The organism is Pseudomonas sp. NCIMB 10586 (assembly GCF_023127895.1).
GTDB classification, from domain to species: domain Bacteria; phylum Pseudomonadota; class Gammaproteobacteria; order Pseudomonadales; family Pseudomonadaceae; genus Aquipseudomonas; species Aquipseudomonas synxantha_A.
The window spans coordinates 165,868-188,311 of sequence record NZ_SPKQ01000007.1; the positions used below are offsets into that span (position 1 = coordinate 165,868).

The 22,444-nt window shown below is 60.1% G+C and carries 21 protein-coding genes; 11 read left to right on the forward strand and 10 right to left on the reverse strand.

The annotated features are described in order from the left end of the window. Position 1 precedes the first annotated feature (1 nt). Genes E4P01_RS02880 through folE2 form a run of 3 tightly spaced genes read right to left on the reverse strand, consistent with a single transcriptional unit; the run spans position 2 to position 2,423 of the window. The gene (locus E4P01_RS02880; protein WP_005792579.1) at positions 2-868 is read right to left on the reverse strand and encodes a metal ABC transporter permease; all 867 of its coding nucleotides are present in this window, start codon (positions 866-868) and stop codon (positions 2-4) included. Beyond that, positions 868-1,536, reverse strand: a complete 669-nt coding sequence (locus E4P01_RS02885) for an ATP-binding cassette domain-containing protein (protein WP_216090504.1) — start codon at positions 1,534-1,536, stop codon at positions 868-870. Before E4P01_RS02885 ends, E4P01_RS02880 begins: the two co-directional genes overlap by 1 nt. Continuing rightward, positions 1,533-2,423 carry a GTP cyclohydrolase FolE2 gene (gene folE2 / locus E4P01_RS02890; RefSeq protein ID WP_216090503.1) on the reverse strand — a complete coding sequence of 297 codons (891 nt, stop codon included), beginning with the start codon at positions 2,421-2,423 and terminating at the stop codon, positions 1,533-1,535. Before folE2 ends, E4P01_RS02885 begins: the two co-directional genes overlap by 4 nt. A 128-nt stretch (positions 2,424-2,551) precedes the next feature. Between folE2 and E4P01_RS02895 the strand changes: the two genes are divergently transcribed. Next, a complete protein-coding gene (locus E4P01_RS02895) occupies positions 2,552-3,763 on the forward strand; it encodes an N-acetylmuramoyl-L-alanine amidase (protein ID WP_078822671.1) in 1,212 nt (403 codons plus the stop codon). Here E4P01_RS02895 and E4P01_RS02900 read toward each other — a convergent pair. Further along, positions 3,760-4,128 carry a hypothetical protein gene (locus tag E4P01_RS02900; RefSeq protein WP_032803757.1) on the reverse strand — a complete coding sequence of 123 codons (369 nt, stop codon included), beginning with the start codon at positions 4,126-4,128 and terminating at the stop codon, positions 3,760-3,762. The two genes, E4P01_RS02895 and E4P01_RS02900, sit on opposite strands and share 4 nt — an antisense overlap. A 126-nt stretch (positions 4,129-4,254) precedes the next feature. On the opposite strand from E4P01_RS02900, the gene dksA reads away from it, so the two are divergent. From dksA to E4P01_RS02920, 4 genes are read left to right on the forward strand one after another with little or no spacing between them, the layout of a single operon-like run. Continuing rightward, entirely contained in the window at positions 4,255-4,659 is a 405-nt protein-coding gene (gene dksA, locus E4P01_RS02905; protein WP_032881172.1) for an RNA polymerase-binding protein DksA, read from the forward strand. 27 nt (positions 4,660-4,686) lie between these two features. Continuing rightward, positions 4,687-5,892 carry a zinc metallochaperone GTPase ZigA gene (zigA, locus tag E4P01_RS02910; protein ID WP_216090502.1) on the forward strand — a complete coding sequence of 402 codons (1,206 nt, stop codon included), beginning with the start codon at positions 4,687-4,689 and terminating at the stop codon, positions 5,890-5,892. After that, a complete protein-coding gene (locus E4P01_RS02915) occupies positions 5,892-6,536 on the forward strand; it encodes a DUF1826 domain-containing protein (protein ID WP_032878648.1) in 645 nt (214 codons plus the stop codon). The genes zigA and E4P01_RS02915 overlap by 1 nt, the downstream gene beginning before the upstream one ends. 44 nt (positions 6,537-6,580) lie before the next feature. Then, positions 6,581-7,543, forward strand: coding sequence for a CobW-like GTP-binding protein (locus tag E4P01_RS02920; RefSeq protein ID WP_103734118.1), 963 nt, complete (start codon positions 6,581-6,583; stop codon positions 7,541-7,543). Here E4P01_RS02920 and E4P01_RS02925 read toward each other — a convergent pair. Further along, positions 7,537-7,932 (reverse strand): DUF3301 domain-containing protein, encoded by a 396-nt coding sequence (locus tag E4P01_RS02925; RefSeq protein WP_005792570.1) that lies wholly within the window; start codon positions 7,930-7,932, stop codon positions 7,537-7,539. The genes E4P01_RS02920 and E4P01_RS02925 overlap by 7 nt on opposite strands. Positions 7,933-8,049: 117 nt before the next feature. Here E4P01_RS02925 and pdxY point away from each other — a divergent pair, with 117 nt between their 5' ends. Continuing rightward, positions 8,050-8,922: a pyridoxal kinase PdxY gene (pdxY, locus tag E4P01_RS02930; RefSeq protein ID WP_032878650.1), complete on the forward strand. Its 873-nt coding sequence runs from the start codon at positions 8,050-8,052 to the stop codon at positions 8,920-8,922. Between the two features lie 26 nt (positions 8,923-8,948). Here the strand turns inward: pdxY and E4P01_RS02935 are convergent, their stop codons facing one another. Continuing rightward, complete coding sequence (locus E4P01_RS02935; RefSeq protein ID WP_003195747.1) at positions 8,949-9,434, reverse strand: acyl-CoA thioesterase; 486 nt, start codon at positions 9,432-9,434, stop codon at positions 8,949-8,951. 292 nt (positions 9,435-9,726) lie between these two features. On the opposite strand from E4P01_RS02935, the gene E4P01_RS02940 reads away from it, so the two are divergent. After that, positions 9,727-11,490 (forward strand): cation:proton antiporter, encoded by a 1,764-nt coding sequence (locus E4P01_RS02940; protein ID WP_005792568.1) that lies wholly within the window; start codon positions 9,727-9,729, stop codon positions 11,488-11,490. A 16-nt stretch (positions 11,491-11,506) separates the two neighbouring features. Here the strand turns inward: E4P01_RS02940 and E4P01_RS02945 are convergent, their stop codons facing one another. The 3 genes from E4P01_RS02945 to uvrD form a co-directional block, all read right to left on the reverse strand. Next, positions 11,507-11,914, reverse strand: coding sequence for an SMI1/KNR4 family protein (locus E4P01_RS02945; protein WP_032878652.1), 408 nt, complete (start codon positions 11,912-11,914; stop codon positions 11,507-11,509). 135 nt (positions 11,915-12,049) lie between these two features. Beyond that, positions 12,050-12,919: a Tim44 domain-containing protein gene (locus E4P01_RS02950; RefSeq protein ID WP_032878653.1), complete on the reverse strand. Its 870-nt coding sequence runs from the start codon at positions 12,917-12,919 to the stop codon at positions 12,050-12,052. Between the two features lie 233 nt (positions 12,920-13,152). Then, positions 13,153-15,336, reverse strand: coding sequence for a DNA helicase II (uvrD, locus tag E4P01_RS02955; RefSeq protein ID WP_032878654.1), 2,184 nt, complete (start codon positions 15,334-15,336; stop codon positions 13,153-13,155). 279 nt (positions 15,337-15,615) lie between these two features. On the opposite strand from uvrD, the gene E4P01_RS02960 reads away from it, so the two are divergent. From E4P01_RS02960 to E4P01_RS02970, 3 genes are all read left to right on the forward strand, one after another. After that, on the forward strand, positions 15,616-18,489 hold the full coding sequence (locus E4P01_RS02960; protein WP_032878655.1) for an EAL domain-containing protein: 2,874 nt from the start codon (positions 15,616-15,618) through the stop codon (positions 18,487-18,489). Between the two features lie 163 nt (positions 18,490-18,652). After that, positions 18,653-19,519 carry a transcriptional regulator HexR gene (gene hexR / locus E4P01_RS02965; protein WP_003177007.1) on the forward strand — a complete coding sequence of 289 codons (867 nt, stop codon included), beginning with the start codon at positions 18,653-18,655 and terminating at the stop codon, positions 19,517-19,519. 211 nt (positions 19,520-19,730) lie between these two features. Beyond that, a complete protein-coding gene (locus E4P01_RS02970) occupies positions 19,731-19,928 on the forward strand; it encodes a hypothetical protein (RefSeq protein WP_078822668.1) in 198 nt (65 codons plus the stop codon). Here E4P01_RS02970 and E4P01_RS02975 read toward each other — a convergent pair. Continuing rightward, positions 19,858-20,832, reverse strand: a complete 975-nt coding sequence (locus E4P01_RS02975) for a LysR family transcriptional regulator (RefSeq protein WP_032878656.1) — start codon at positions 20,830-20,832, stop codon at positions 19,858-19,860. The genes E4P01_RS02970 and E4P01_RS02975 overlap by 71 nt on opposite strands. 196 nt (positions 20,833-21,028) lie before the next feature. On the opposite strand from E4P01_RS02975, the gene E4P01_RS02980 reads away from it, so the two are divergent. Beyond that, positions 21,029-22,444: an acetyl-CoA carboxylase biotin carboxylase subunit gene (locus tag E4P01_RS02980; protein ID WP_003195732.1), complete on the forward strand. Its 1,416-nt coding sequence runs from the start codon at positions 21,029-21,031 to the stop codon at positions 22,442-22,444.

Genomic DNA, 22,444 nt, shown 5'->3' on the forward strand with positions numbered 1-22,444 from the left:
CTCATGAGGATGTAGGCAAAGGTGGGCGGCGCAATAAGCCATGCACCGGACCGAATACCACGGACAACACATATCCAGCGCCCGCCACCAACACGATCGCCGGGCCGCTGGGCAGTGAGTAGTAGAACGACAGCAGCAAACCCAGCCACACCGACAGGCATCCCAGCACCGCCGATACCGCGATCAACACCGGCAGGCGTCGGCTCCAGAAGCGTGAAGCGATGGCCGGCAGCATCATCAAACCCACCACCATCAGTGCGCCGATGGCTTGAAAACCGATCACCAGGTTCAGCACCACCAGGGTCAGGAACAGGCCGTGGGCCAGTGGGCCAAGGCGGCTGACGGTTTGCAGGAACAGCGGGTCAAGGGTGTCGAGCAGCAGGGGTTTGTAGATCAGTGCCATGGCGATCAGGCTGAAGCTGGACACCCAGAGCATTCCGGTCAGTGTGGTTTCGTCCACGGCCAGGGCGGAGCCGAATAACAGGTGCAGCAGGTCCAAGCGTTTGCCGGCAATGCCCAGGATCAATACACCGGCCGCGAGCGAAATGGGGTAGATGGCGGCGAGGCTGGCGTCTTCGCGCAGGCCGGTGCGGCGGGTAATCCACGCCGCCAGGCCGGCCATGCTCAGGCCTGCGCCGAGGCCGCCGAGGGTCAGGGCGGGCAGGCTTAGCCCTGCGAACCAGAAACCCAGTGCGGCGCCCGGCAGAATGCCGTGAGCCACGGCGTCACCGATCAGGCTCATGCGTCGCAGGATCAGGAACACGCCCAAGGGGGCGGTGCTACATGCAAGCACCAACCCGCCGATCAGTGCGCGGCGCATAAACACGAAATCCTGAAATGGCATCCACAAGTGAGCGGTGAGGTGCATCAGGCCACCTGCATCTGTGGTTGCGGGCGGATCAGCTCTTTGCTGGGGCCGAACACGCAGCCGGTGTTTTTAAGCTGCAATACGTGCTGGGTGTGGTGACGCACGGACGCCAAGTCATGACAGACGACCACCAGCGTGCGGCCTTGGTTGTGCCAGGTATGGATGTGTTTCCAGCACAGTGCCTGGCCGTCTTCGTCGAGGGCGGCGTGGGGTTCGTCGAGCAGCAGGATGGGGGAGTCGGCCAGGCTCATACGGGCGAGCAGGGCGCGTTGCAGTTCGCCACCGGATAACGCCATCAGCGGGCGCTGTTCCAAACCGCTGAGACACCAGTCGTCCAATACCGCGTGCAGGCGCTCGTTGCGTTCATGTGAATTCAGCTGGGTGCCCCAGAAGCCGGCAGCCACCAACTCTTGCAAACTGATCGGAAACTGACGATCCAGGTGCTGTTGCTGGGGCAAGAACGACAAGCCGCCGCGACGTGGAACATCGACATGCACCTTGCCCGTCAGCGGCTTTTGCAACCCGGCGATCACTTTGAGCAGGCTGCTTTTGCCGGTGCCATTGGTGCCAATAATCCCCGTGAGGCTACCTTTTTCCAGCGTCAGGTTCAGCGCCGGCGTCAGTGGTTGGCCGGGGGCGCCCCAGCGCAAAGCGTGGCAGGTAATCATGCAAAGTCTCTCGCCCAACGGCTTTCAGCCACCGCATCGTGGGCGTGCAGGCTTTCGGCGTGGATCACTTTGAGGTGGAAGGCTTTGACGGCATCCGAGCGCTTCAAGGCGAAGTTCAAGCGGCGAGCGGCATCTTCGCAGAACATGAGGTTCTGTCCGTTAGCCAGGGCGAACGCTTGTTCATCCGCACGTTTCACCGCGGTTTGTACGGCAGTGCCCAGAGCTGCTTCGGCAGCGTTGATCAAGTCGACTATCGCCAGATCGTCACCCTGCAGCTGAACGTTTAACTGCGCGGTACTGCGTTGGCTATGGGGCGTGGCCACAATACCGTGGGCGCTGCCCAGCCAGCTCAACACGTCTTCATGCTGCAGAGGAGTGTCGGCAAAATCTTCGAGAAACTGCTGCTGAATTAGCTGTCTGGCCAGGGCAGCGGAGCAAGGGCAGGTTGAGGAATAAGTAACGTCAATTTTTAGTTCCACGTGGAACATCTGATTTTCCAGACGCGCTTCGATGCTGACCGGATAGCTTTTCCAACCCTCCAAAGGGCTGACCAGCGCAGGGCGCTTTAACAACAGATTTGTGTGAATACGCAGGTAGGCGTTCTTAGATAAATCTTCATGTGTGTCGAGAAAACGCTGCAGTACATTACGCAAAAGTGCAGATGTAAGGGGTTGCTGTTCGAGCATTTCCAACGCCAGGTAGAGGCGTGACATATGAATGCCACGGGCTGTACCGTCGTTCAGGCTTACGCCCGCATCGGCGGTAGCGGCCAGGTGTTGGCCGCCGAGCAGCACAGGCAGGGCAATGCCGCACATGCCCACCCAGTCGAGTGGCAAGGTTTGGCGTGAAGCCTGCGCGGCGATATCCGGCAGAGTCAGCGCATTCATGAGCAGGTCCATCGTTGGAAATGATTGGTCATGTTATAGTATAACAATAACTGCCACGATGAAATTTCTGTCCCAGCCTTTGTTCAGTCCTGTCGAGTAGGGATGCTCCTTTATCTGCGGTATATGTCATGTACAGACGTCAGCTCCTTAACCTACTGCTTGTCAGCCCCTTGTTCACGTTGCCTTTGGGGGCCTACGCCACGCAGATCCGCAATGCGCGGCTGTGGCGTTCGGACGATAAGCTGCGGCTGGTGTTCGACCTTAGCGGCCCGGTGCAATACAAGACGTTCTCCCTGACGTCGCCGGACCGCCTGATCATCGACTTGAGTGGTGCCGGCCTCAGCGGCGACTTTTCCCAACTGGCGCTGAAGAACAGTGGGATTACCTCGATCCGCTCCGGGCATTTCGGCAAGAGCGATACGCGTATCGTCCTGGATTTGGTCGCGCCGATGCAGCTCAACAGTTTTGTGCTGCCGCCCCAGGATGGCCAAGGCCATCGCCTGGTACTGGACCTGACCAACGCCACGCACGCGCGCCGTCAAATCGCTGCTGAACCGGTGCCCTTGGTGGCGCCGGTGGACAAGGCGCATCCCAAACGCGACATCATTGTGGTGGTTGACCCCGGCCATGGCGGCAAAGACCCGGGCGCCGTGGGCTCCAAGGGCCAGCGCGAAAAAGATGTGGTGCTGTCGATCGCCCAGTTGCTGGCGAAACGTTTGAAACGTGAAAAAGGTTTTGCCGTAAAGCTGGTGCGCAACGACGACTTCTTCGTACCGCTGCGCAAGCGCGTGGACATCGCCCGCAAGTACAAGGCCGATATGTTCATCTCGGTGCACGCCGACGCCGCGCCACGGCTTACTGCATCGGGCGCTTCGGTGTATGCGTTGTCGCAAGGCGGTGCCACCTCTGCCACGGCGCGGTTCATGGCCCAGCGCGAGAACGGCGCAGACCTCTTGGGCGCCACGACGTTACTCAATTTGAAGGACAAGGACCCGATGCTGGCCGGAGTAATCCTCGACATGTCCATGAACGCCACCATCGCCTCCAGCCTGCAACTGGGCAGCGCGGTATTGGGCAGCCTGCAAAGCATCACCAGCCTGCATCAGAAGCGGGTGGAACAGGCAGGGTTCGCGGTGCTCAAGTCACCGGACGTGCCTTCGATCCTGGTGGAGACCGGGTTTATCTCCAATGCACGGGACGCCCAGCGGCTGGTGACGGCGCGTCATCAACAAGCGGTGGCGGATCGGCTTTTTGAAGGGTTGAAACAGTACTTCCAGAAGAACCCGCCCATCAACAGTTACATGGCTTGGGTGCAGGAACAGCAGAAAACCCAGGCTTAACAGCCGGTCATTCGGTTACAGGTGAACTTGGCGCTGGCGCCGCCTGAACTGGAAAACCGGTTGATGGTGGTCCAGCCCACGCGACGTGTGTAGCCAACCCACGCCTCGCCATCCGATGCCAACCCGGTGAAGAACGTCAGTTGCCCGTAGCGGCTATTGGTCTGTGCCCAATAGCGTTTGCCGATCACTTCGAAACCGCGCAGGTAAGTGATGTTGCCCGCAGTCGCCACGCTGTAGGCATTGCCCAGCGGGTCCACGCAAGCCAGCAGGGTGGCGCTGCGGGTGCAGTTGGCCAACGGGCTTGGGACTTGGGCGCAGGCAGGTCCTGCGGTTGCCAATAGCAGGGCGCACAGCACGTATCTCATCGTGTTTCTCGGGGGGCGAAAGTGATCAAGCATTGCGCCCTTCGTCGTGAGGAGCAAGGGAAGTTGGCTTATTTATATTGTTATACTATAACATAAATGCACAGCCCCACCCGTGAACCGATTCCCATGACCGAACAAGAATTGCTGGCCCAACCGGCTGCTGACTACATGAATGAAGCCCAACAGCGCTTCTTCCGCGAGCTGCTGCTGGCTCAGCGCAATGAACTGCAGGCCCGTATCGACACGCAGTTCCAAGTGCTGCGCGAGCAGGAAACCAATAGCGACCTGGCGGATATCGGCAGCGCTGAAGAGCAGCGCCAGTGGCAGTTGCGCCTACTGGAGCGGGAAAAAAAGCTGTTGGACAAGATCGACGATGCCCTGGAACTGCTGGCCCGCGGTGAATACGGATGGTGCCGGGAAACCGGCGAGCCCATCGGCCTGCAACGCCTGCTCCTGCGCCCCACCGCAACCCTGTGTATCGAAGCCAAAGAACGTGAAGAGCTGCGCGAACGCCATAAACGGGCAGTTTGACCGGCCAACCCTGATGAGGAATACCTGATGCCCAATCGTCTCCCCGTGACCGTGTTGTCCGGCTTTCTCGGCGCCGGTAAAAGCACACTGCTCAACTATGTCCTGCGCAACCGCGACAACCTGCGGGTGGCGGTGATCGTCAACGACATGAGTGAAATCAACATCGACGGCAGCGAGGTGCAGCGCGACGTCACGCTCAATCGTGCCGAAGAAAAACTGGTGGAGATGAGCAACGGCTGCATCTGCTGCACCTTGCGTGAAGACTTGCTGGAAGAAGTCGCCAAGCTGGCCAAGGAAGGGCGTTTCGATTATCTGCTGATCGAATCCACCGGTATCTCCGAGCCGCTGCCCGTGGCCGAAACCTTCACCTTTCGCGATGAAAACGAGCAAAGCCTGGCCGACATTGCACGCCTGGACACCATGGTTACCGTGGTCGATGGCATGAACTTTCTGCTCGACTACCAGGCCGCCGAAAGCCTGGCTTCCCGCGGCGAAACCCTGGGCGAAGAAGATGAGCGCTCCATCACTGACCTGCTGATCGAGCAGATCGAATTCGCCGACGTCATCCTGATCAGCAAGATCGACCTGATCAGCAGCCGCGAGCGTGAGGAATTGATGGCCATCCTCGAGCGCCTCAACGCCCAGGCGGAAATCATCCCGATGGTCATGGGCGAGGTGGCGCTGCACAAGATCCTCAACACCGGCCGTTTCGACTTCGAACGCGCTGCCCAGGCGCCGGGTTGGTTGCGGGAGCTGCGCGGTGAGCATGTACCGGAAACCGAAGAATACGGTATTGCCTCCACCGCTTACCGTGCGCGCCGCCCCTTCCATCCACAGCGGTTTTTTGACTTTATCGATCGCCCTTGGGTGAACGGCAAACTGTTGCGCTCCAAGGGCTTCTTCTGGTTGGCCAGCAAACATCAGGACGCCGGCAGTTGGTCCCAGGCTGGTGGCTTGATGCGCCATGGCTTTGCCGGACGCTGGTGGCGCTTTGTGCCCAAAAGCCAATGGCCCCAGGACGAGGAAAGCGTGGCGGCGATCATGGGCAACTGGCAACTGAGCACGGGGGACTGCCGCCAGGAGCTGGTGTTTATCGGGCAAAACATCGACTTCAACCTGATGCGTGCGGAACTGGATGCCTGCTTGCTCAATGATGAAGAAATGGCCCTGGGTGTCGAAGGTTGGCGCCAGCTGCCTGATCCTTTCGGCCCTTGGTATGAGCAGGTCGCCTGATGCTGGCCCCGGTTATCCCCCTGCGCCCCGTGATCCGCCAGACGTGTGGGCAAACTCCGTTGGCACTGTCCGATATCCTCGAAGATGGCGTCAACCTGGCGCTGTGGCAACGTCAGTTGCCCCTGCATATCGCCGAGTTCGGCGCCTTGCTGGTGGCGCTCAATGAGCCGCTCGCCGAATCCCTGGTGATTGAGCTCGACAACGAGGACGCCGTGCCGAACTTGCAGGGCCTGGCATCCAGTTGTCGCGATCTTGAGGGTTACGAAGGTTTTATCGCCGATGTGTCATGGCTGGTCAGTGCATTTGCCTGCCTGCTCGGCGCCAAGCGTATTGGCGTACGTTTGCGGCTGTTGGACAAGGCCATGTGCCCGCGTTTTCACGTTGATCATGTGCCGGTTCGGCTGATCACCACCTATGCCGGTATCGGCAGCCAATGGTTGCGCGAAGGTGTGATGGATCGCCGCAAACTGAGCCAGGCGGACGCCGAACCTACCGAGCGTATCGAGCAGATCCACTGCGGTGAGGTGGCGCTGCTCAAGGGCACCAAATGGCATGGTAACGAAGGGCATGGCCTGATCCATCGTTCGCCAGCGCTCAAGGCCGATGAGCGCCGGTTGATCCTGACGCTGGATTGGCTGGCATAACCGCGTAGGATCAAACGCTCTACACGGCCAGAATGATGTTTCCAATGTTGCAGAACATACCCACCCATGTGATTGCCGGCCCATTGGGCGCCGGCAAGACCAGCCTGATCAAGCACCTGCTCGCTCAGCGCCCGGCCAACGAGCGTTGGGCGGTGCTGATCAACGAATTTGGCCAGATCGGCCTGGACGCTGCCTTGCTGACTCAAGACGCTGACGGCGTCGCCTTGGGCGAGGTAGCGGGTGGGTGCCTGTGCTGTGTGAATGGTGCACCGTTCCAGGTAGGCCTGGGCCGTTTGCTGCGTAAGGCCAAACCGGATCGGCTGTTTATCGAACCTTCGGGTTTGGGTCATCCCGCGCAGTTGCTCAAACAACTACGGGAAGCGCCATGGCAAGACGTGCTGGCCGTGCAGCCCAGCGTGCTGGTGCTGGATGCCCAGGCGTTGGCAGCAGGCAAGCCCTTGCCGCAGGCACAGCAAGCGGCGCTGGCAAGTGCTGGCCTGCTGGTGTTGAACAAGGATGAGGCCCTGAATGCCGCGCAGCGTCAGGCGATTGAACGGCAGTTACCCGATTGCGCGATTTACTGGACACGCCAGGCTCAGCTGCCAATCGACCAGTTGCCGGGCTTGAATGCGCAGGCCCAAGCGGCTGTGGATAACTTGGCGGCGCCTGAAGGCCTCGCGCAAATGCCGGCCATCTGGAGCGATCCTGCCTTGCCCATCTGTTTGAGCCAGGGCCAGGAGGGGGGGTGGAGTATCGGCTGGCGATGGCACCCCAGCCAGCAATTTGATGTCAGCCGTCTGCATCGCTGGCTATCAAGCCTCGACTGGCATCGTGCCAAACTGGTTATCCACAGCGGCGAAGACTGGGTCTCGGCCAACGCTGTGGATAACAGCGTTTTAACCTGGCAACCTAGCGAATGGCGACGGGATTCACGTATCGAATTGATCTTCAGCGAACCACGGGACGTGGCCGCATTGCAGGCGGCGCTGGCAGCCTGCCGCTACTGACGGTTCTTGGTGGCGTGGTCCTGGCGCCATTGGCTCAATTCGATCACTTCGGCGCTAGGCAGTGGCTCCTTGGCTTCGAACGGGTAGGGTGCCAGTTCGATCTGCGCACTGTGGGCGCCGAATTGGGTGATCGTCCCGGCATGGCGGGTCTCCCCGGTCACGGTGAATTCGAAATTATAGACGCGTGCCAGGCGCCGCCGGCCATTGGCATCCTTGACGAAACCAATGCGTTTGAGCGCAACCGCACCATCGAGCAATTCGATATCAAGCTTGGCGCAATGCTGCTTGACCCGCTCCAGTGCCCGCTCACGCAGGCCGTGGTTGTGCCAAACCCAGGCGGCGCCAGTCGCCAGCAGCATCAGCACGAAGATGTTTCCCAGGGTCAGCATTCCATGAACTCCAACAAAGTGAGAGCAGCTTAACTGCGTCGCCGGTCTGTCGTACAGGCTGCGTTTAGTCGCATACTGCGCGGCCAGAATTTCAACGGCTTTACGGAAATCTCCCGCATGAAACGCACACCTCATCTGCTTGCGATCCAGTCTCATGTGGTCTTTGGCCACGCCGGAAACAGCGCCGCCGTGTTCCCCATGCAGCGTGTGGGAGTGAATGTCTGGCCGCTCAATACGGTGCAGTTCTCCAACCACACTCAGTATGGACAGTGGGCGGGCGAAGTGTTGGCGCCGCAGCAGATTCCGGCCCTGGTAGAAGGCATTGCCGCGATTGGTGAGCTGGGCAACTGTGACGCGGTGCTGTCCGGCTACCTGGGCAGCGCCGATCAGGGCCGTGCAATCCTTAGCGGCGTGGCCCGTATCAAAGCGATCAATCCGAAGGCGCTGTACCTGTGCGACCCGGTGATGGGCCACCCGGAAAAGGGTTGCATCGTGCCACAGGAGGTCAGCGATTTCCTGCTCGATGAGGCTGCGGCCATGGCAGATTTCCTGTGCCCCAACCAATTGGAACTGGACAGCTTTGCCGGGCGCAAGCCGCAATCGCTGTTTGATTGCCTGGCCATGGCCAAGGCGTTGCTGGCCCGCGGGCCCAAAGCGGTGCTGGTCAAGCACCTGGATTACCCAGGCAAACTGCCGGAAGGTTTTGAAATGCTGTTGGTGACGGCTGAGGGCAGTTGGCACTTGCGTCGGCCACTGCTGGCGTTCCCGCGTCAGCCGGTGGGCGTGGGCGACCTGACGTCGGGCCTGTTCCTGGCGCGGGTGCTGTTGGGCGATAGCCTGGTGGCAGCCTTTGAATTCACCGCCGCAGCGGTGCATGAAGTGCTACTGGAGACCCAGGCCTGCGCCAGTTATGAACTGGAACTGGTGCGGGCCCAGGACCGTATTGCCCACCCTCGTGTGCGCTTCGAAGCCACACCGATCAGTTTGTAAGCACAGGGAGCCCGTGGGTTTACAAATTACGGCGCGTCGGCTTTGATCTCCCGGTAACGCTTTTCCAGCTCCTGACGAATCTGCCGACGCTGCTGGGCCTGCACAAAGCGGCGCTTGTCCTCGCTGTTCTGCGGTTGCAGCGGCGGCACGGCGGCAGGTTTGCGCTGGTCGTCCACGGCCACCATGGTAAAGAAACAGCTGTTGGTATGGCGCACCGAGCGTTCACGGATGTTCTCGGTCACCACCTTGATGCCCACTTCCATCGACGTATTGCCGGTGTAGTTGACCGACGCGAGGAAAGTCACCAGTTCACCGACATGGATCGGTTCGCGAAAAATCACCTGGTCCACCGACAGCGTGACCACATAACGACCGGCATAACGGCTGGCGCAGGCGTAGGCCACTTCGTCGAGGTACTTGAGCAGCGTGCCGCCGTGGACATTGCCTGAGAAGTTGGCCATGTCAGGGGTCATCAGTACCGTCATCGACAGCTGGGCGTTTCCGGGTTCCATAGCACACTCACGGGTTGTAGGCATTGGTTGGGGGGAGGGCACCTCTGCGGGTGCTGGAGTCTTTGCAGCGCCATCCCTAACGGGACGCTGGTGGGCAGCTTGCCGTCACGCGTGCATCGATCTGTTTCCATATATTGCACCGGCTTTTCAGCAGAAGTCGCGGTGTTAACCTTCAAAAGCCCATCTCAGGGCATTTCTTACGATCAAGGCAGACTTTTCCTTCCGCTCTTTGCGACCGTACAAAGGCGGCCGGAAGTGGGAAAAGCGCTGGTACCTCAAGGAGTCCCTCGCCATGCACGCCATCAGCTTTATCCAGGACCTGGCCGTGATCATGCTGGTGGCAGGGGTTGTGACCATCCTGTTTCACCGCCTCAAGCAGCCGGTGGTGCTGGGCTACATCGTCGCTGGCTTTATTATCGGGCCGCATACCCCGCCGTTTGGCCTGATCCACGATGAAGACACGATCAAGACCCTGGCTGAGCTAGGGGTGATTTTCCTGATGTTCTGCCTGGGCCTGGAGTTCAGCCTGCGCAAGCTGTTCAAGGTGGGCGCCACGGCGTTTATCGCGGCCTTCCTGGAAATCGTCCTGATGATCTGGATCGGCTATGAGATTGGCCGCTGGTTCGACTGGAGCACCATGGACTCGCTGTTCCTCGGCGCGATCCTGGCGATCTCCTCGACCACCATCATCGTCAAGGCCCTCAATGACCTGAAGATGAAAGACCAGCGTTTCGCCCAGCTGATTTTCGGGGTATTGATCGTCGAGGACATTCTCGGCATCGGCATCATTGCCCTGCTGTCGAGCATCGCCGTCAGTGGCACGGTCAGCTCAGGCGAGGTGTTCTCCACGGTCGGCAAACTCTCACTGTTCATGATCGTCGCGCTGGTGATCGGCATTTTGCTGGTGCCGCGCCTGCTGGCCTACGTGGCCAAGTTTGAAAGCAACGAAATGCTGCTGATCACCGTATTGGGCCTGTGTTTCGGCTTCTGCCTGCTGGTGGTGAAGCTGGAGTACAGCATGGTGCTCGGCGCCTTCCTGATTGGCGCGATCATGGCTGAATCCCGTCAGTTGATTAAGATTGAGCGCTTGATCGAACCCGTTCGCGACATGTTCAGCGCGATCTTCTTTGTGGCGATTGGCTTGATGATCGACCCGCAGATCTTGCTGCAATACGCGTGGCCGATCGCCGTAATCACCGTGGCCGTGGTACTGGGCAAAATGCTCTCCTGTGGCCTGGGCGCTTTTATCGCTGGCAATGATGGTCGTACTTCGTTGCGGGTCGGTATGGGGCTGTCACAGATTGGCGAATTTTCTTTCATCATCGCAGCGCTGGGGATGACTTTGCAGGTGACCAGCGACTTCCTGTACCCGGTGGCCGTGGCTGTTTCGGCAATCACGACCTTGCTCACCCCCTACCTGATTCGCGGGGCTGACCCGCTGTCGTTGAAGATCGCAGCGGTAATGCCCAAGCGCATGAGCCGGGTATTCGGACTGTATGGCGAATGGCTGCGCAGCATCCAGCCCCAGGGCGAGGGTGCAATGCTGGCGTCGATGATCCGCAAGATCATCCTGCAAGTCGGGGTGAATCTGGCACTGGTGATCGCGATCTTCTTCGCCGGCAGTTTTTTCGCGGCGCGCATCGGCGGGTATCTGGAAGGCTGGATCAGTGATCAGAGCTGGCAGAAGGCGTTGATCTGGGGCGGGGCGCTGCTGTTGTCGCTGCCGTTCCTGATTGCGGCGTATCGCAAGCTCAAGGCGCTGTCGATGTTGCTGGCCGAGATGAGTGTGAAGCCGGAGATGGCCGGGCGGCATACCCAGCGTGTGCGAAGGGTGATCGCGGAGCTGATTCCGCTGCTCTCGCTGCTGGTGATCTTCCTGCTACTGGCAGCCTTGTCGGCCAGCATTCTGCCGACCAACAAGTTGCTGGTGCTGATCGCCGTGGTCACGGCGGCAGTGGCTGCGGTGCTCTGGCGCTGGTTTATCCGGGTGCATACGCGGATGCAGGTGGCCTTGTTGGAAACATTAGATAACCACAAGGATACGCCGGAGCACTAAAGGTTGGGTGTGGGACTCAGCTTTCCAGCCAGACGTCCCGCGCCCAGTGCCACACCGATTCCCAGGATTCTTCGGTGACGATTTCTTCTTCGCCAGACCACAGCACCACGGTGCCGTCTTCTTCGACGCAGTAGTAGTCGTCACCGTCTTGGCAGATTGGGATCAGCTCACGAGGTACACCAAGGTCCCAGGCGTTTGCAGCCACTTCAGGCAGGTAGGTATGGGAGCCCGGGTCAGTAATGGTCACTGGCTCCAAGCTGCCGTACACCACATCACTGACGGTCAGCAGGAATTCCTTAAAGACGAACGGAATATTGATGAACAGCTGTTCTTCAACTTCCACCAGTTGGTCTTCGTCAGGCAGCTCCAAAGGAACCGGGACCGGTTCGTTGGCTTCACGCAATTGTTCGATGATTTCTTCCACGGCCGGGATCCTCTTGCTAGATGGCGCGGTTTATAGGGGCGTTTTATACAGTAGCTCGCTATAAGTGCAACCGTGAAATAGAAAACCCCGGACATGTCCGGGGTTTTTGTTACCGCTTGCTCAAACGCGTGAGTATCAGCTGTTCTGGCGGATACCGGCGACCAGCCATGGCTGGTTCTCGCCCTGAGCACGTTCCATGTTCCAGCTTTCGCTGAACACTTCGCCCTGGTCGAAACGCGACGACTTCGACACGCCGCTGAAGGTCAGGGTGGCGATAGTCTTGTCGGCACGATCATCCACACCTTCAAGCTGTACGCGCAGGTCGTCGATGTAGGTCGACTGGAACGCATCGCCGATCTCGGCGCGTTCGCGCTTGAGGAACTCCAGCAGTTGCGGAGTCACGAACTCGGCAATCTTGTCCATTTCGTTAGCGTCCCAGTGCTGTTGCAGGGACTGGAAGTGGCTGCGGGCCGCTTCGACGAAACGCTCTTCGTTGAACCAGGCCGGAGCATTGATCACCGGACGGGCGGCGGCAGGTGCTGCCGAACCACCGAAGATCGAACCCATGGCTGGCTTCTGCTCGAACACTTCACGCTGCATCGGCGCGCCGGCTGGAGCAAGGTGCTCCTGCTGCTTGCGGCGACGGGCAGCGATAAAGCGGAAGATCACGAAGGCGATGACGGCCAGGATCAGGATGTCGAAGATCTGCATGCCCTGGAAGCCGCCGCCCATGAACATGGACGCGAGCAGGCCACCGGCGGCGATACCGGCCAGAGGGCCCAACCAGCGCGAAGCACCGCCGGCCTTGGCAGCAGCGCCAGCCGCACCGGCTGCACCCGCAGTTGCGGCAGCACCGCCGGCACCGGCGGAGGGAGCCATTTGACTGGTTTGGTGAGTCGGCGCTGCGCCAGAGCTTTTGCCGCCACCGAAGCGTTTGGCGTTGGCGTCCAGGCTCATCGTCAAGCCGATGCACAACGCCATGGCGATGCTAAGAAAACGTTTCATAAAGGGAATTCCCATTTGTGGATTGCACGCGCGCCATGTTGCACAGGTGTCGTGGCAGTGGCTAGCGGCATAATGTTTCGGGCTTTTGCGTAAGACCAAATCCGAAGGGTCTGTAGGACTAACTACAGATATTGGCCCGTGCTCTTCTAAAACAAGGGTGGGCCAATAATCTTCATGTTACGCAGTGTTTCTTGTGGCGAGGGAGCGAGCTGCCTCGCCACAAACAGCTCGCTTCAGACCGCTTCGAGCTTCGCGTAACCCATCATCAGCCACTTGCTGCCTTCGGCGAAGTTCACCTGCACCCGGGCCTGTGCACCGGCGCCTTCGAAATTGAGGATCACACCTTCGCCGAAGATCGCATGTTTGACCTGCTGGCCAAGGCTGAACGGGGTTTCAGGAATCTCGGAACCGGCAAACATAGTGCTGGAGTTCTGCTGCTGGCCGCCCCCGAACGGGCGACTGACGCTGTTGGACAGGCGCACTTCCTGGATCAAGCCTTTCGGCACTTCACGTACGAAACGCGACACCTTGTTGTAGGTCTCGCTGCCATACAGGCGCCGGGTCTCCGCGTAGGTCATCACCAGGTTCTGCATCGCCCGGGTAATGCCCACGTAGGCCAGGCGGCGCTCTTCTTCAAGGCGGCCGGGCTCTTCCAGGCTCATCTTGTGGGGGAACAGGCCTTCTTCCATGCCCACCAGGAACACATAGGGGAATTCCAGGCCCTTGGCGCTGTGCAAGGTCATCAACTGGATGCTGTCTTCATGCTCATCGGCCTGGGTATCGCCGGCTTCCAGTGATGCATGACCCAGGAAGGCGGCGAGCGGCGTCAGCTCTTCATCTTCCTCGGTGTTTTCAAAGGCGCGGGCAGCGCTGACCAGTTCCTCAAGGTTTTCTACCCGGGCCTGGCCTTTCTCGCCTTTTTCCGCCTCGTGGTAGGCGATCAGGCCGGACTGCTCGATCACGGTCTGGGTCATCAGGTGCAGGGGCATTTCTGCGCACTTGGCGGCCAGGTTCTCGATCAGCTCGACAAACACACCCAGCGCCCCGGCCGCACGGCCGGTCAAGCCTTTGTTGGCGATGAGCAAACGCATGGCTTCCCACATCGACACATCGGCATGGCGTGCATGGTCGCGGATCGCTTCAACGGTTTTCTCGCCAATGCCGCGGGCCGGGATATTGATCACCCGCTCCAGCGCCGCGTCGTTACCACGGCCTTCGAGCAAGCGCAGGTAGGCCATGGCGTTCTTGATTTCGGCACGTTCGAAGAAACGCTGGCCGCCGTAGATGCGGTACGGGATACGCTCGCGCAGCAAGGCTTCTTCCAGCACCCGCGATTGGGCGTTGGAGCGGTACAGAATCGCGATATCGCTACGGGCCAGCCCGGTTTTCAGCGCGCTTTCGATGGTTTCCACCACGTAGCGTGCTTCATCGTGTTCGTTGAACGCGGCATACAGGTTGATCGCTTCGCCTTCGCCGCCATCAGTCCACAGCTCTTTGCCCAGGCGCCCGGTGTTGTTGGCGATCAAGGCGTTGGCGGCCTTGAGGATCCCGGCGGTGGAGCGGTAGTTCTGCTCCAGACGGATGGTCACCGCGTCCGGGAAGTCCTCGGAATACTGATAGATATTCTCGATTTTCGCGCCGCGCCAGCCGTAGATCGACTGGTCGTCATCACCCACCACCATGAGGCTGTCGCCGCCCTTGGCCAGCAGGCGCAACCAGGCGTACTGCACGGCGTTGGTGTCCTGGAACTCGTCCACCAGGATGTGGCGGAAGCGCTTCTGGTAATGGGCCAGCAAACCGGGGTTGTCACGCCACAGGTCCAGCGCGCGCAGTAACAGTTCGGAGAAGTCGATCACGCCGGCGCGTACGCAGGCCGCCTCGTAGGCTTCATAAATGCTGCGCATGGTGGCCAGGAACAGGTCGCCGCTGGCCTGGATATGTTGCGGGCGCAGGCCCTCGTCTTTCTGGCCGTTGATAAACCACTGGGCCTGACGCGCCGGCCAGCGTTGTTCATCCAGGCCCAGTTCGCGGATCACCCGTTTGACCAGGCGTTGCTGGTCATCGCTGTCGAGGATCTGGAAGGTCTGGCTCAGCCCCGCTTCCTGCCAATGGGCTCGCAACAGGCGGTGCGCCAGGCCGTGGAAGGTACCCACCCACATGCCGGCCGGGCTGATGCCCATCAACTGCTCGATGCGATGGCGCATCTCGGCAGCGGCCTTGTTGGTGAAGGTCACCGACAGGATGGAATGCGGGGACGCGTTTTCGACCTGGATCAACCAGGCGATACGGTGCACCAGCACTCGGGTTTTACCGGAGCCAGCACCGGCCAGGACCAACTGACGGCCAACGGGGGCCGCTACGGCCTGGCGTTGGGCATCGTTGAGGGAGTTCAGCAAAAGAGAGAGATCATCGCGCATCGACGCATTCTATGGGCCTAAAGGGGCTCGGGCAAATCCCAATGCCCGGTGGTCGACGCAAAACACTTCGCACACCACCCAGCGGGCAAAAATTCTGTCGTGCGGGATGACCGGTTGGTCATGGGCCGCAGCCCGCGCCGCGTCTTGCTCGAGCTGTCTGGGCCAAAGGTTTGCGGCCCATTGCAGGCGGTTTTTTATGACGTGGGGCAGTTTGGCCCAGGCGCTTGCTTGTGTATGCTCCGTCGACGTTTCGGGCTCACCATTATAAGAACATCGCCTATGACCCTTAGCACTGATCTGTTTGGCCCCTCAGTGGCGCCCGCGCAGGTCATCCGCAAACACTATGCAACCCAAATGGCGGTCGAGCGCACACGCCTGCTGTATCAGGGCTCGTTGCTGCCGACGCTGCTGATGCTGGTCAATGGCCTGGTCTGCGCCTGGTTGTTGTGGAATCCCGAGCACTACCTGCTCGACAGTCTCTGGTTGCTCTGGTTACTCGCTCTGGTGGCGATGCGCGTGATCCAGGTGGCGGCTTTTGATTCGGCCATGCCCAGCCGCCAGGCCCAACCGGTGTGGCGGCGTATGTTCATGCTCGGCTCAGCGGTCAGCGGCCTGACCCTGTCCATTGCCGCCATCGCCCTGGTACCCGCCGACAGTTTCATGCATCAGGCCTGGGTGTTCGGCCTGATCGGCGCCGCTACCTTGTCGGCCAGCGTGGCCTATGCCGTGAGCCTTTGGGCCTTCCTGTCATTTGCCTTGCCCTGCCTGTTGCCGGCCATTATTTATCTTTTCTGCAATGGCACCCCACAGCAGCAGGGCTGGGGCGTGCTTGGCCTGATCCTGCTGGCGTCCCTGAGCCTGGTGGCGTGGCAGGTCAACCGCTTGATCCAGCGCGGGCTGTTGCGTCGCTTCCAGAACCAGGCCCTGATCGAGCACCTGCAGCAGGCCCGGCAGCGCAGTGAGCAGCTGAACCTGGAGCTGGTGCGTGAAGTCGAGCAGCGCCGCCAGGTCGAGCAGGACCTGCGCGAAGCCCAAATCGGCCTGCAAGACCGCGTGGCGCAACGCAGCCAGGAACTGGATGCCGCCAGCCTCGCCCTCAATACCAGCGAAGCGCGCCTGGCCATGGCCCTGCAAGCCAGTGAACTGGGCCTGTGGGACTGGAACCTGCAAACCGACGAAGTCCATCACACTCAGCTCAAGGAGCTGTTCGGCCTGGAGCCTGAATACGTCAAGGCGATGCTCAGCCACCTCAAGCCGCGCCTGCACCCCGACGACCTGCCATTGCTCAAGCACGCGCTGGTGGAGCACTTGAAAGGTCGCAGTGAGGATTATCAGGTGGAATACCGGATACGTCATGGCGATGGACATTGGATGTGGATCCAGGACCGTGGGCGTGCGGTAGAACGTGCGCCCAATGGCCGCGTCGTGCGGATGCTCGGCACGCGCCGCGACATCAGTGCCAGCAAGGCGCTGGAAGAACAGCAACGGCTCGCCTCGACGGTGTTCGAGGCGGCCAGCGAAGGCATCGTGATCCTTGATCCCGAGTACGCGCTGATCGCGGTGAACCAAGCGTTCAGCCGTGTCACCGGTTTTGACATCGACGACATGCTTGGTCGCAATGTCGTGGAGCTGCCCAGCAGTCGCGATGCGCGGCGCCACTTCCCGATGATCCGCCAGGCCCTGCTCAGCCATGGCACCTGGCAGGGCGAGCTGGTAGAAACGCGCAAGAACGGCGAGCTCTACCCGCAGTGGCTGCAATTGAATGTGGTGCGCGATGTTCGGGGAAACGTCAGTCATATTGTAGGCTTTTTCGCCGATCTGTCGGCACGGCGCGAATCCGAAGAACGTATGCGCTACCTTACTCACTATGACGAGCTGACCGGCCTGGCCAACCGTTCGCTGTTTCGCGAACGGCTGCACGAAGCCCATCAACGCGTGCGCCAGGGCGGGCGCAGCCTGGCGCTGCTGCATATAAACCTGGACCGTTTCAAGTTGCTCAATGACAGCCTGGGCCATGAAGTGGCCGACCAGTTGTTACAGAAAATGGCCCGGCGTTTGATCAATGCGCTGCCCGAAGCCGACACCATTGCGCGCTTGTCCGGCGATGAGTTCGCGGTGCTGTTCGATGCCTACGGCAATTTGTCGAGCCTGGCGCGCGTGGCGACGCGGCTGTTGGCGAAACTGCGGGTACCGGTAACGGTGGAGGGGCACGAACTGGTGGTCAGTGCTTCTATGGGGGTCAGCTTGCTGCCGGATAATGCGCGGGAGATCTCTGCGTTGGTCAGCCAATCGAATATGGCCATGCAGCACGCCAAGCATCTGGGCGGCAATAATTTCCAGTTTTACACCGACAGTTTGCAAGCCAGCACCCTGGAGCGTCTGCAGTTGGAAAACCACCTGCGCAAAGCGATCGAGGAGCGCCATCTGAGCGTGTTCTACCAGCCGAAGTTGTGCCTGGCGACCGGCAAGCTGAATGCCGCCGAGGCGCTGATTCGCTGGGAGCATCCGCAGTGGGGCATGGTGCCGCCGGGGGACTTTATCGGCCTGGCTGAAGAAACCGGCTTGATCGTGCCGTTGGGAGAGTTCGTGCTGCGCCAGGCGTGCCGGCAAGCTTGCGAGTGGCAGCGCCAGGGGCTGGCGCCGATTCGCGTGTCGGTGAACCTGTCGGTGCATCAGCTGCGTCAGGGCAAGCTGGTCAGCCTGGTGCGTCAGGTTCTGGAAGAGACCGGGCTGGACCCGCAATACCTTGAGTTGGAACTCACCGAAAGCCAGTTGCTCGATAGCGTTGAGCACATCATCGCCACTTTCCAGCAGTTGCGTGACCTGGGGGTGAAGCTGGCCATCGACGATTTTGGCACCGGTTATTCGTCCCTCAGTTACCTCAAGCGTATTCCTGTGGATTACGTGAAGATCGACCAGGCCTTTATCCGTGGCCTCGGTCAGGCGCGTGAGGATGCCGCCATCACGCGGGCTATCATTGCCATGGCCCATGGGCTGGCGCTCAAGGTGGTGGCCGAGGGCGTGGAGGATCAGCAGCAGCTGGATTTCCTGCGCGGTGAACAGTGCGATGAGGTGCAGGGTTATCTGATCAGCCCGCCAATGCACGCCGAAGGGCTGGCGGATTTGTTACGCAAAAATGCAGATTTTTCTTAACGCCGCGTTGGCCGCCTTTATAGCTACATGGCGTCTGCCCGCTGAAACCAGAGGGGAGCAGGGCGATTTAGTGATGCATCGAACGGGCAAAACGACAATTCTTGTAGTATAACTACAAGCTTGCTACATCCCTGGCACCTGCCAATAACAAGAGTCCTGCCCTTTGAACCTGTTGCAACATATCGCCCAGTCGCGCCACCTGTTACGCAAATCGGAACTCAAGGTTGCCGATCATGTGCTGCTTGACCCTGCGGCCGTGATGCACAGTTCCATGGCCGATCTGGCTCACAGCGTGGGTATCAGCGAGCCGACCATCGTGCGCTTCTGCCGCGCCATTGGTTGCTCCGGGTTTCAGGATTTGAAACTCAAGCTGGCGCAAAGCCTGGCGGCTGGCGCAAGCTTCGGCCAGTTTGCCATCCATGAAGACGACTCCGTCGCCGACTACAGCCTGAAAATCTTCGACACCACCCTGCACACCCTGATGGAAGTGCGCGAGAAGCTCGACCCGGTGGAGCTGCAAAAGGCTGTGACCGCGATGTCCCAGGCCCAGCGCGTCGAGTTCTATGGCTTTGGCGCTTCCGGCGCGGTGGCTGCCGATGCCCAGCACAAATTCTTCCGTCTGCTGCTGACGGCCGCGGCCTACAGCGACCCGCACATGCAGGCGATGTCGGCAGTGACGTTGAAGCCCACTGACGTGGCCATCTGTATTTCCCAGTCCGGTCGCTCCAAAGACCTGCTGATCACCGCCAACCTGGTGCGTGAAAGTGGCGCTTCGCTGATCACCCTGTGCCCGAGCCAGACGCCATTGGCGGAGCTGTCCACGGTTAACCTGGCGATCGACGTGCATGAAGACACCGAAATCTACACACCGCTGACCTCGCGTATTGCCCACCTGGTGGTGATCGACGTGTTGGCGATGGGCGTGGCCATGGCTCGCGGCCCGAGCTTGGTCAACCACCTCAAGAGCGTTAAACGCAGTTTGCGCAGCCTGCGTCTGTCACCCAAGTCCGTCAAAGCCCTCGACGACTAAATACCTGCACACAGAACTCAATGTGGGAGGGGGCTTGCTCCCGATAGCAGTAGGTCAGTCAATGAATCTGTGACTGAAACTCCGCTATCGGGAGCAAGCCCCCTCCCACATTAGATTCTCCATGCATCCAGAATCTTCATGAGGCTGTCATCCCCCCGTCATCCGTCGCGCCCATCCTGTACTCCCCCGTACTCGCATTGGGAGACTCCACATGACTCGGCATTACGAAGACAGCAACAGCACCGTCAAGACCCGTCGTCAGCAGGAAGACCAGCGCCGCATGGCGTTCCGTCGCGCCATCGAAGACCGTTGCGAAGAGCGCCAGTTGCTCCAGAGCATCAGTGACTACCCGGAACTCCATTGGCAGGCACCCGTGGCTGCCCAGCGAAACGCTCAGCCAGTGCGCTGATCTGCACCCGTTCGCTGCGGATAAAGCCCAGGAACGCATGGGCCACCGGTGACAGGCGTTTGGCCTTGGCCTGCACCAGGCACCAACTGCGGTACAGCGGCAGTTCTTCCACCGGCAGCTCTTTGAGCCCGCCGGTGGCCAGTTCCAGGTTCAAGGCGTGGCGCGTCAGCAGCGCCACACCCAAACCTGCGACCACGCACTCTCGTTGCGCCTCGGCCGAGGCCACTTCCACGGTTTGTGTGAAGTGCACGCGTTTTTCCTTGAAGTACTCTTCACACGCCAGCCGCGTGCCGGAACCCGGCTCGCGGATAAGTAGCGTGTAAGGCTCCAGGTCTTGCAGGCGCAGCGGCCCTTGCAGGCTCAACGGATGATCCGGCAGCGCCACCGCGACAATCGGATTATTGAGAAACGGCAGGAATTCCAGGCCCATGTCCTGGGGCACCATGGACATGATCACCAGATCATCGCGGTTATCCGAAAGCCTGCGGATTACCTGGGCACGATTGACCACGGTCAGGTGCAGTTGCACTTCCGGGTGCTGGCGCTTGAAAGCCGCAAACAGGTGCGGCACGAAGTACTTGGCGCTCGATTCCACCGCCAGCTTCAGTTGGCCCTGCAGTGAGCCCTGCATATCCGATAGCTGCATATCGAGGTTTTCCAGGCGCCCGAAAATATCGCGACTGGCCCGTTGCAGGGCTTCGGCGGCCTCGGTCATGTAGAGCTTCTTGCCGACGTAATCGAACAGCGGTTGGCCGATCAGTTCTTCCAGCTGGCGGATTTGCAGGCTGACGGCCGGTTGCGTCAGAGACATTTCCTCGGCGGCACGGCTGTAAGAGCGCAAATCGCACACCTCATGAAAGATCTGAAGTTGTCTTAATGTCAGCCTCATCAATGACTTGCGCATTATTTATTCCCTCTCGGCCCTGGCCATACCGGCAACTATAAGTCTTTGCTTATGCATGACCCAATAATTATTGATTTTTGTTAATCCCTTGGCGGGCTTAGTGTGTGTCTCGCGACTGTCATGAAACATTTGGTCACGCGCCGACCCACCTCAAGCGGGTCGAAGAACGCAGCAATCGGCTCAAGGGAATTTCCAAGTGATAAAAAAGATCCTGATCGCCAACCGTGGTGAAATTGCCGTACGAATCGTGCGCGCCTGCGCCGAGATGGGCATTCGCTCGGTCGCGGTTTACTCGGACGCCGACCGCCACGCGTTGCACGTCAAACGTGCCGACGAAGCCCACAGCATTGGTGCCGAGCCCCTGGCCGGCTACCTCAACCCGCGCAAGCTGGTGAACCTGGCGGTGGAAACCGGTTGCGACGCGCTGCATCCCGGCTACGGCTTCTTGTCGGAAAATGCCGAGCTGGCGGATATCTGCGCCGAGCGCGGCATCAAGTTCATTGGCCCTTCGGCCGAAGTGATTCGCCGCATGGGCGACAAGACCGAAGCGCGCCGCAGCATGATCAAGGCCGGTGTGCCGGTCACTCCCGGCACCGAAGGCAACGTCGCGGATATCCACGAAGCGCTGACCGAAGGCGACCGCATTGGTTACCCGGTGATGCTCAAGGCCACTTCCGGTGGTGGCGGGCGCGGTATCCGTCGTTGCAACAGTCGCGAAGAACTTGAACAAGCCTTCCCCCGCGTCATTTCCGAGGCCACCAAGGCGTTCGGCTCGGCGGAAGTGTTCCTGGAAAAATGCATCGTCAATCCCAAGCACATCGAAGCGCAGATCCTGGGTGACAGCTTTGGCAATGTGGTGCACCTGTTCGAACGCGATTGCTCGATCCAGCGTCGCAACCAGAAGCTGATCGAAATTGCCCCCAGCCCGCAATTGACGCCTGAACAGCGCGCCTACATCGGCGACCTGTCGGTGCGTGCGGCCAAGGCCGTGGGCTATGAGAACGCCGGTACCGTGGAGTTCCTGCTCGCCGAGGGCGAGGTGTACTTCATGGAGATGAACACCCGGGTGCAGGTGGAACACACCATCACCGAAGAAATCACCGGCATCGATATTGTCCGCGAACAGATCCGCATTGCCTCGGGCTTGCCGCTGTCGGTGAAGCAGGAAGACATTCAGCACCGTGGTTTCGCGTTGCAGTTTCGCATCAACGCCGAAGACCCGAAGAACAACTTCCTGCCCAGCTTCGGCAAGATCACCCGTTACTACGCCCCCGGCGGCCCCGGTGTGCGTACCGATACAGCGATCTACACCGGCTACACCATCCCACCGTTCTACGACTCCATGTGCCTGAAACTGGTGGTGTGGGCGCTGACCTGGGAAGAAGCCATGGACCGCGGCCTGCGTGCCCTGGACGACATGCGCCTGCAAGGCGTGAAGACCACTGCCGCCTACTACCAGGAAATCCTGCGCAACCCGGAATTCCGCAGCGGCCAGTTCAACACCAGTTTCGTGGAAAGCCACCCTGAGCTGACCAACTACTCGATCAAGCGCAAACCCGAAGAGCTGGCCCTGGCCATCGCCGCCGCCATCGCCGCCCACGCAGGCCTGTGA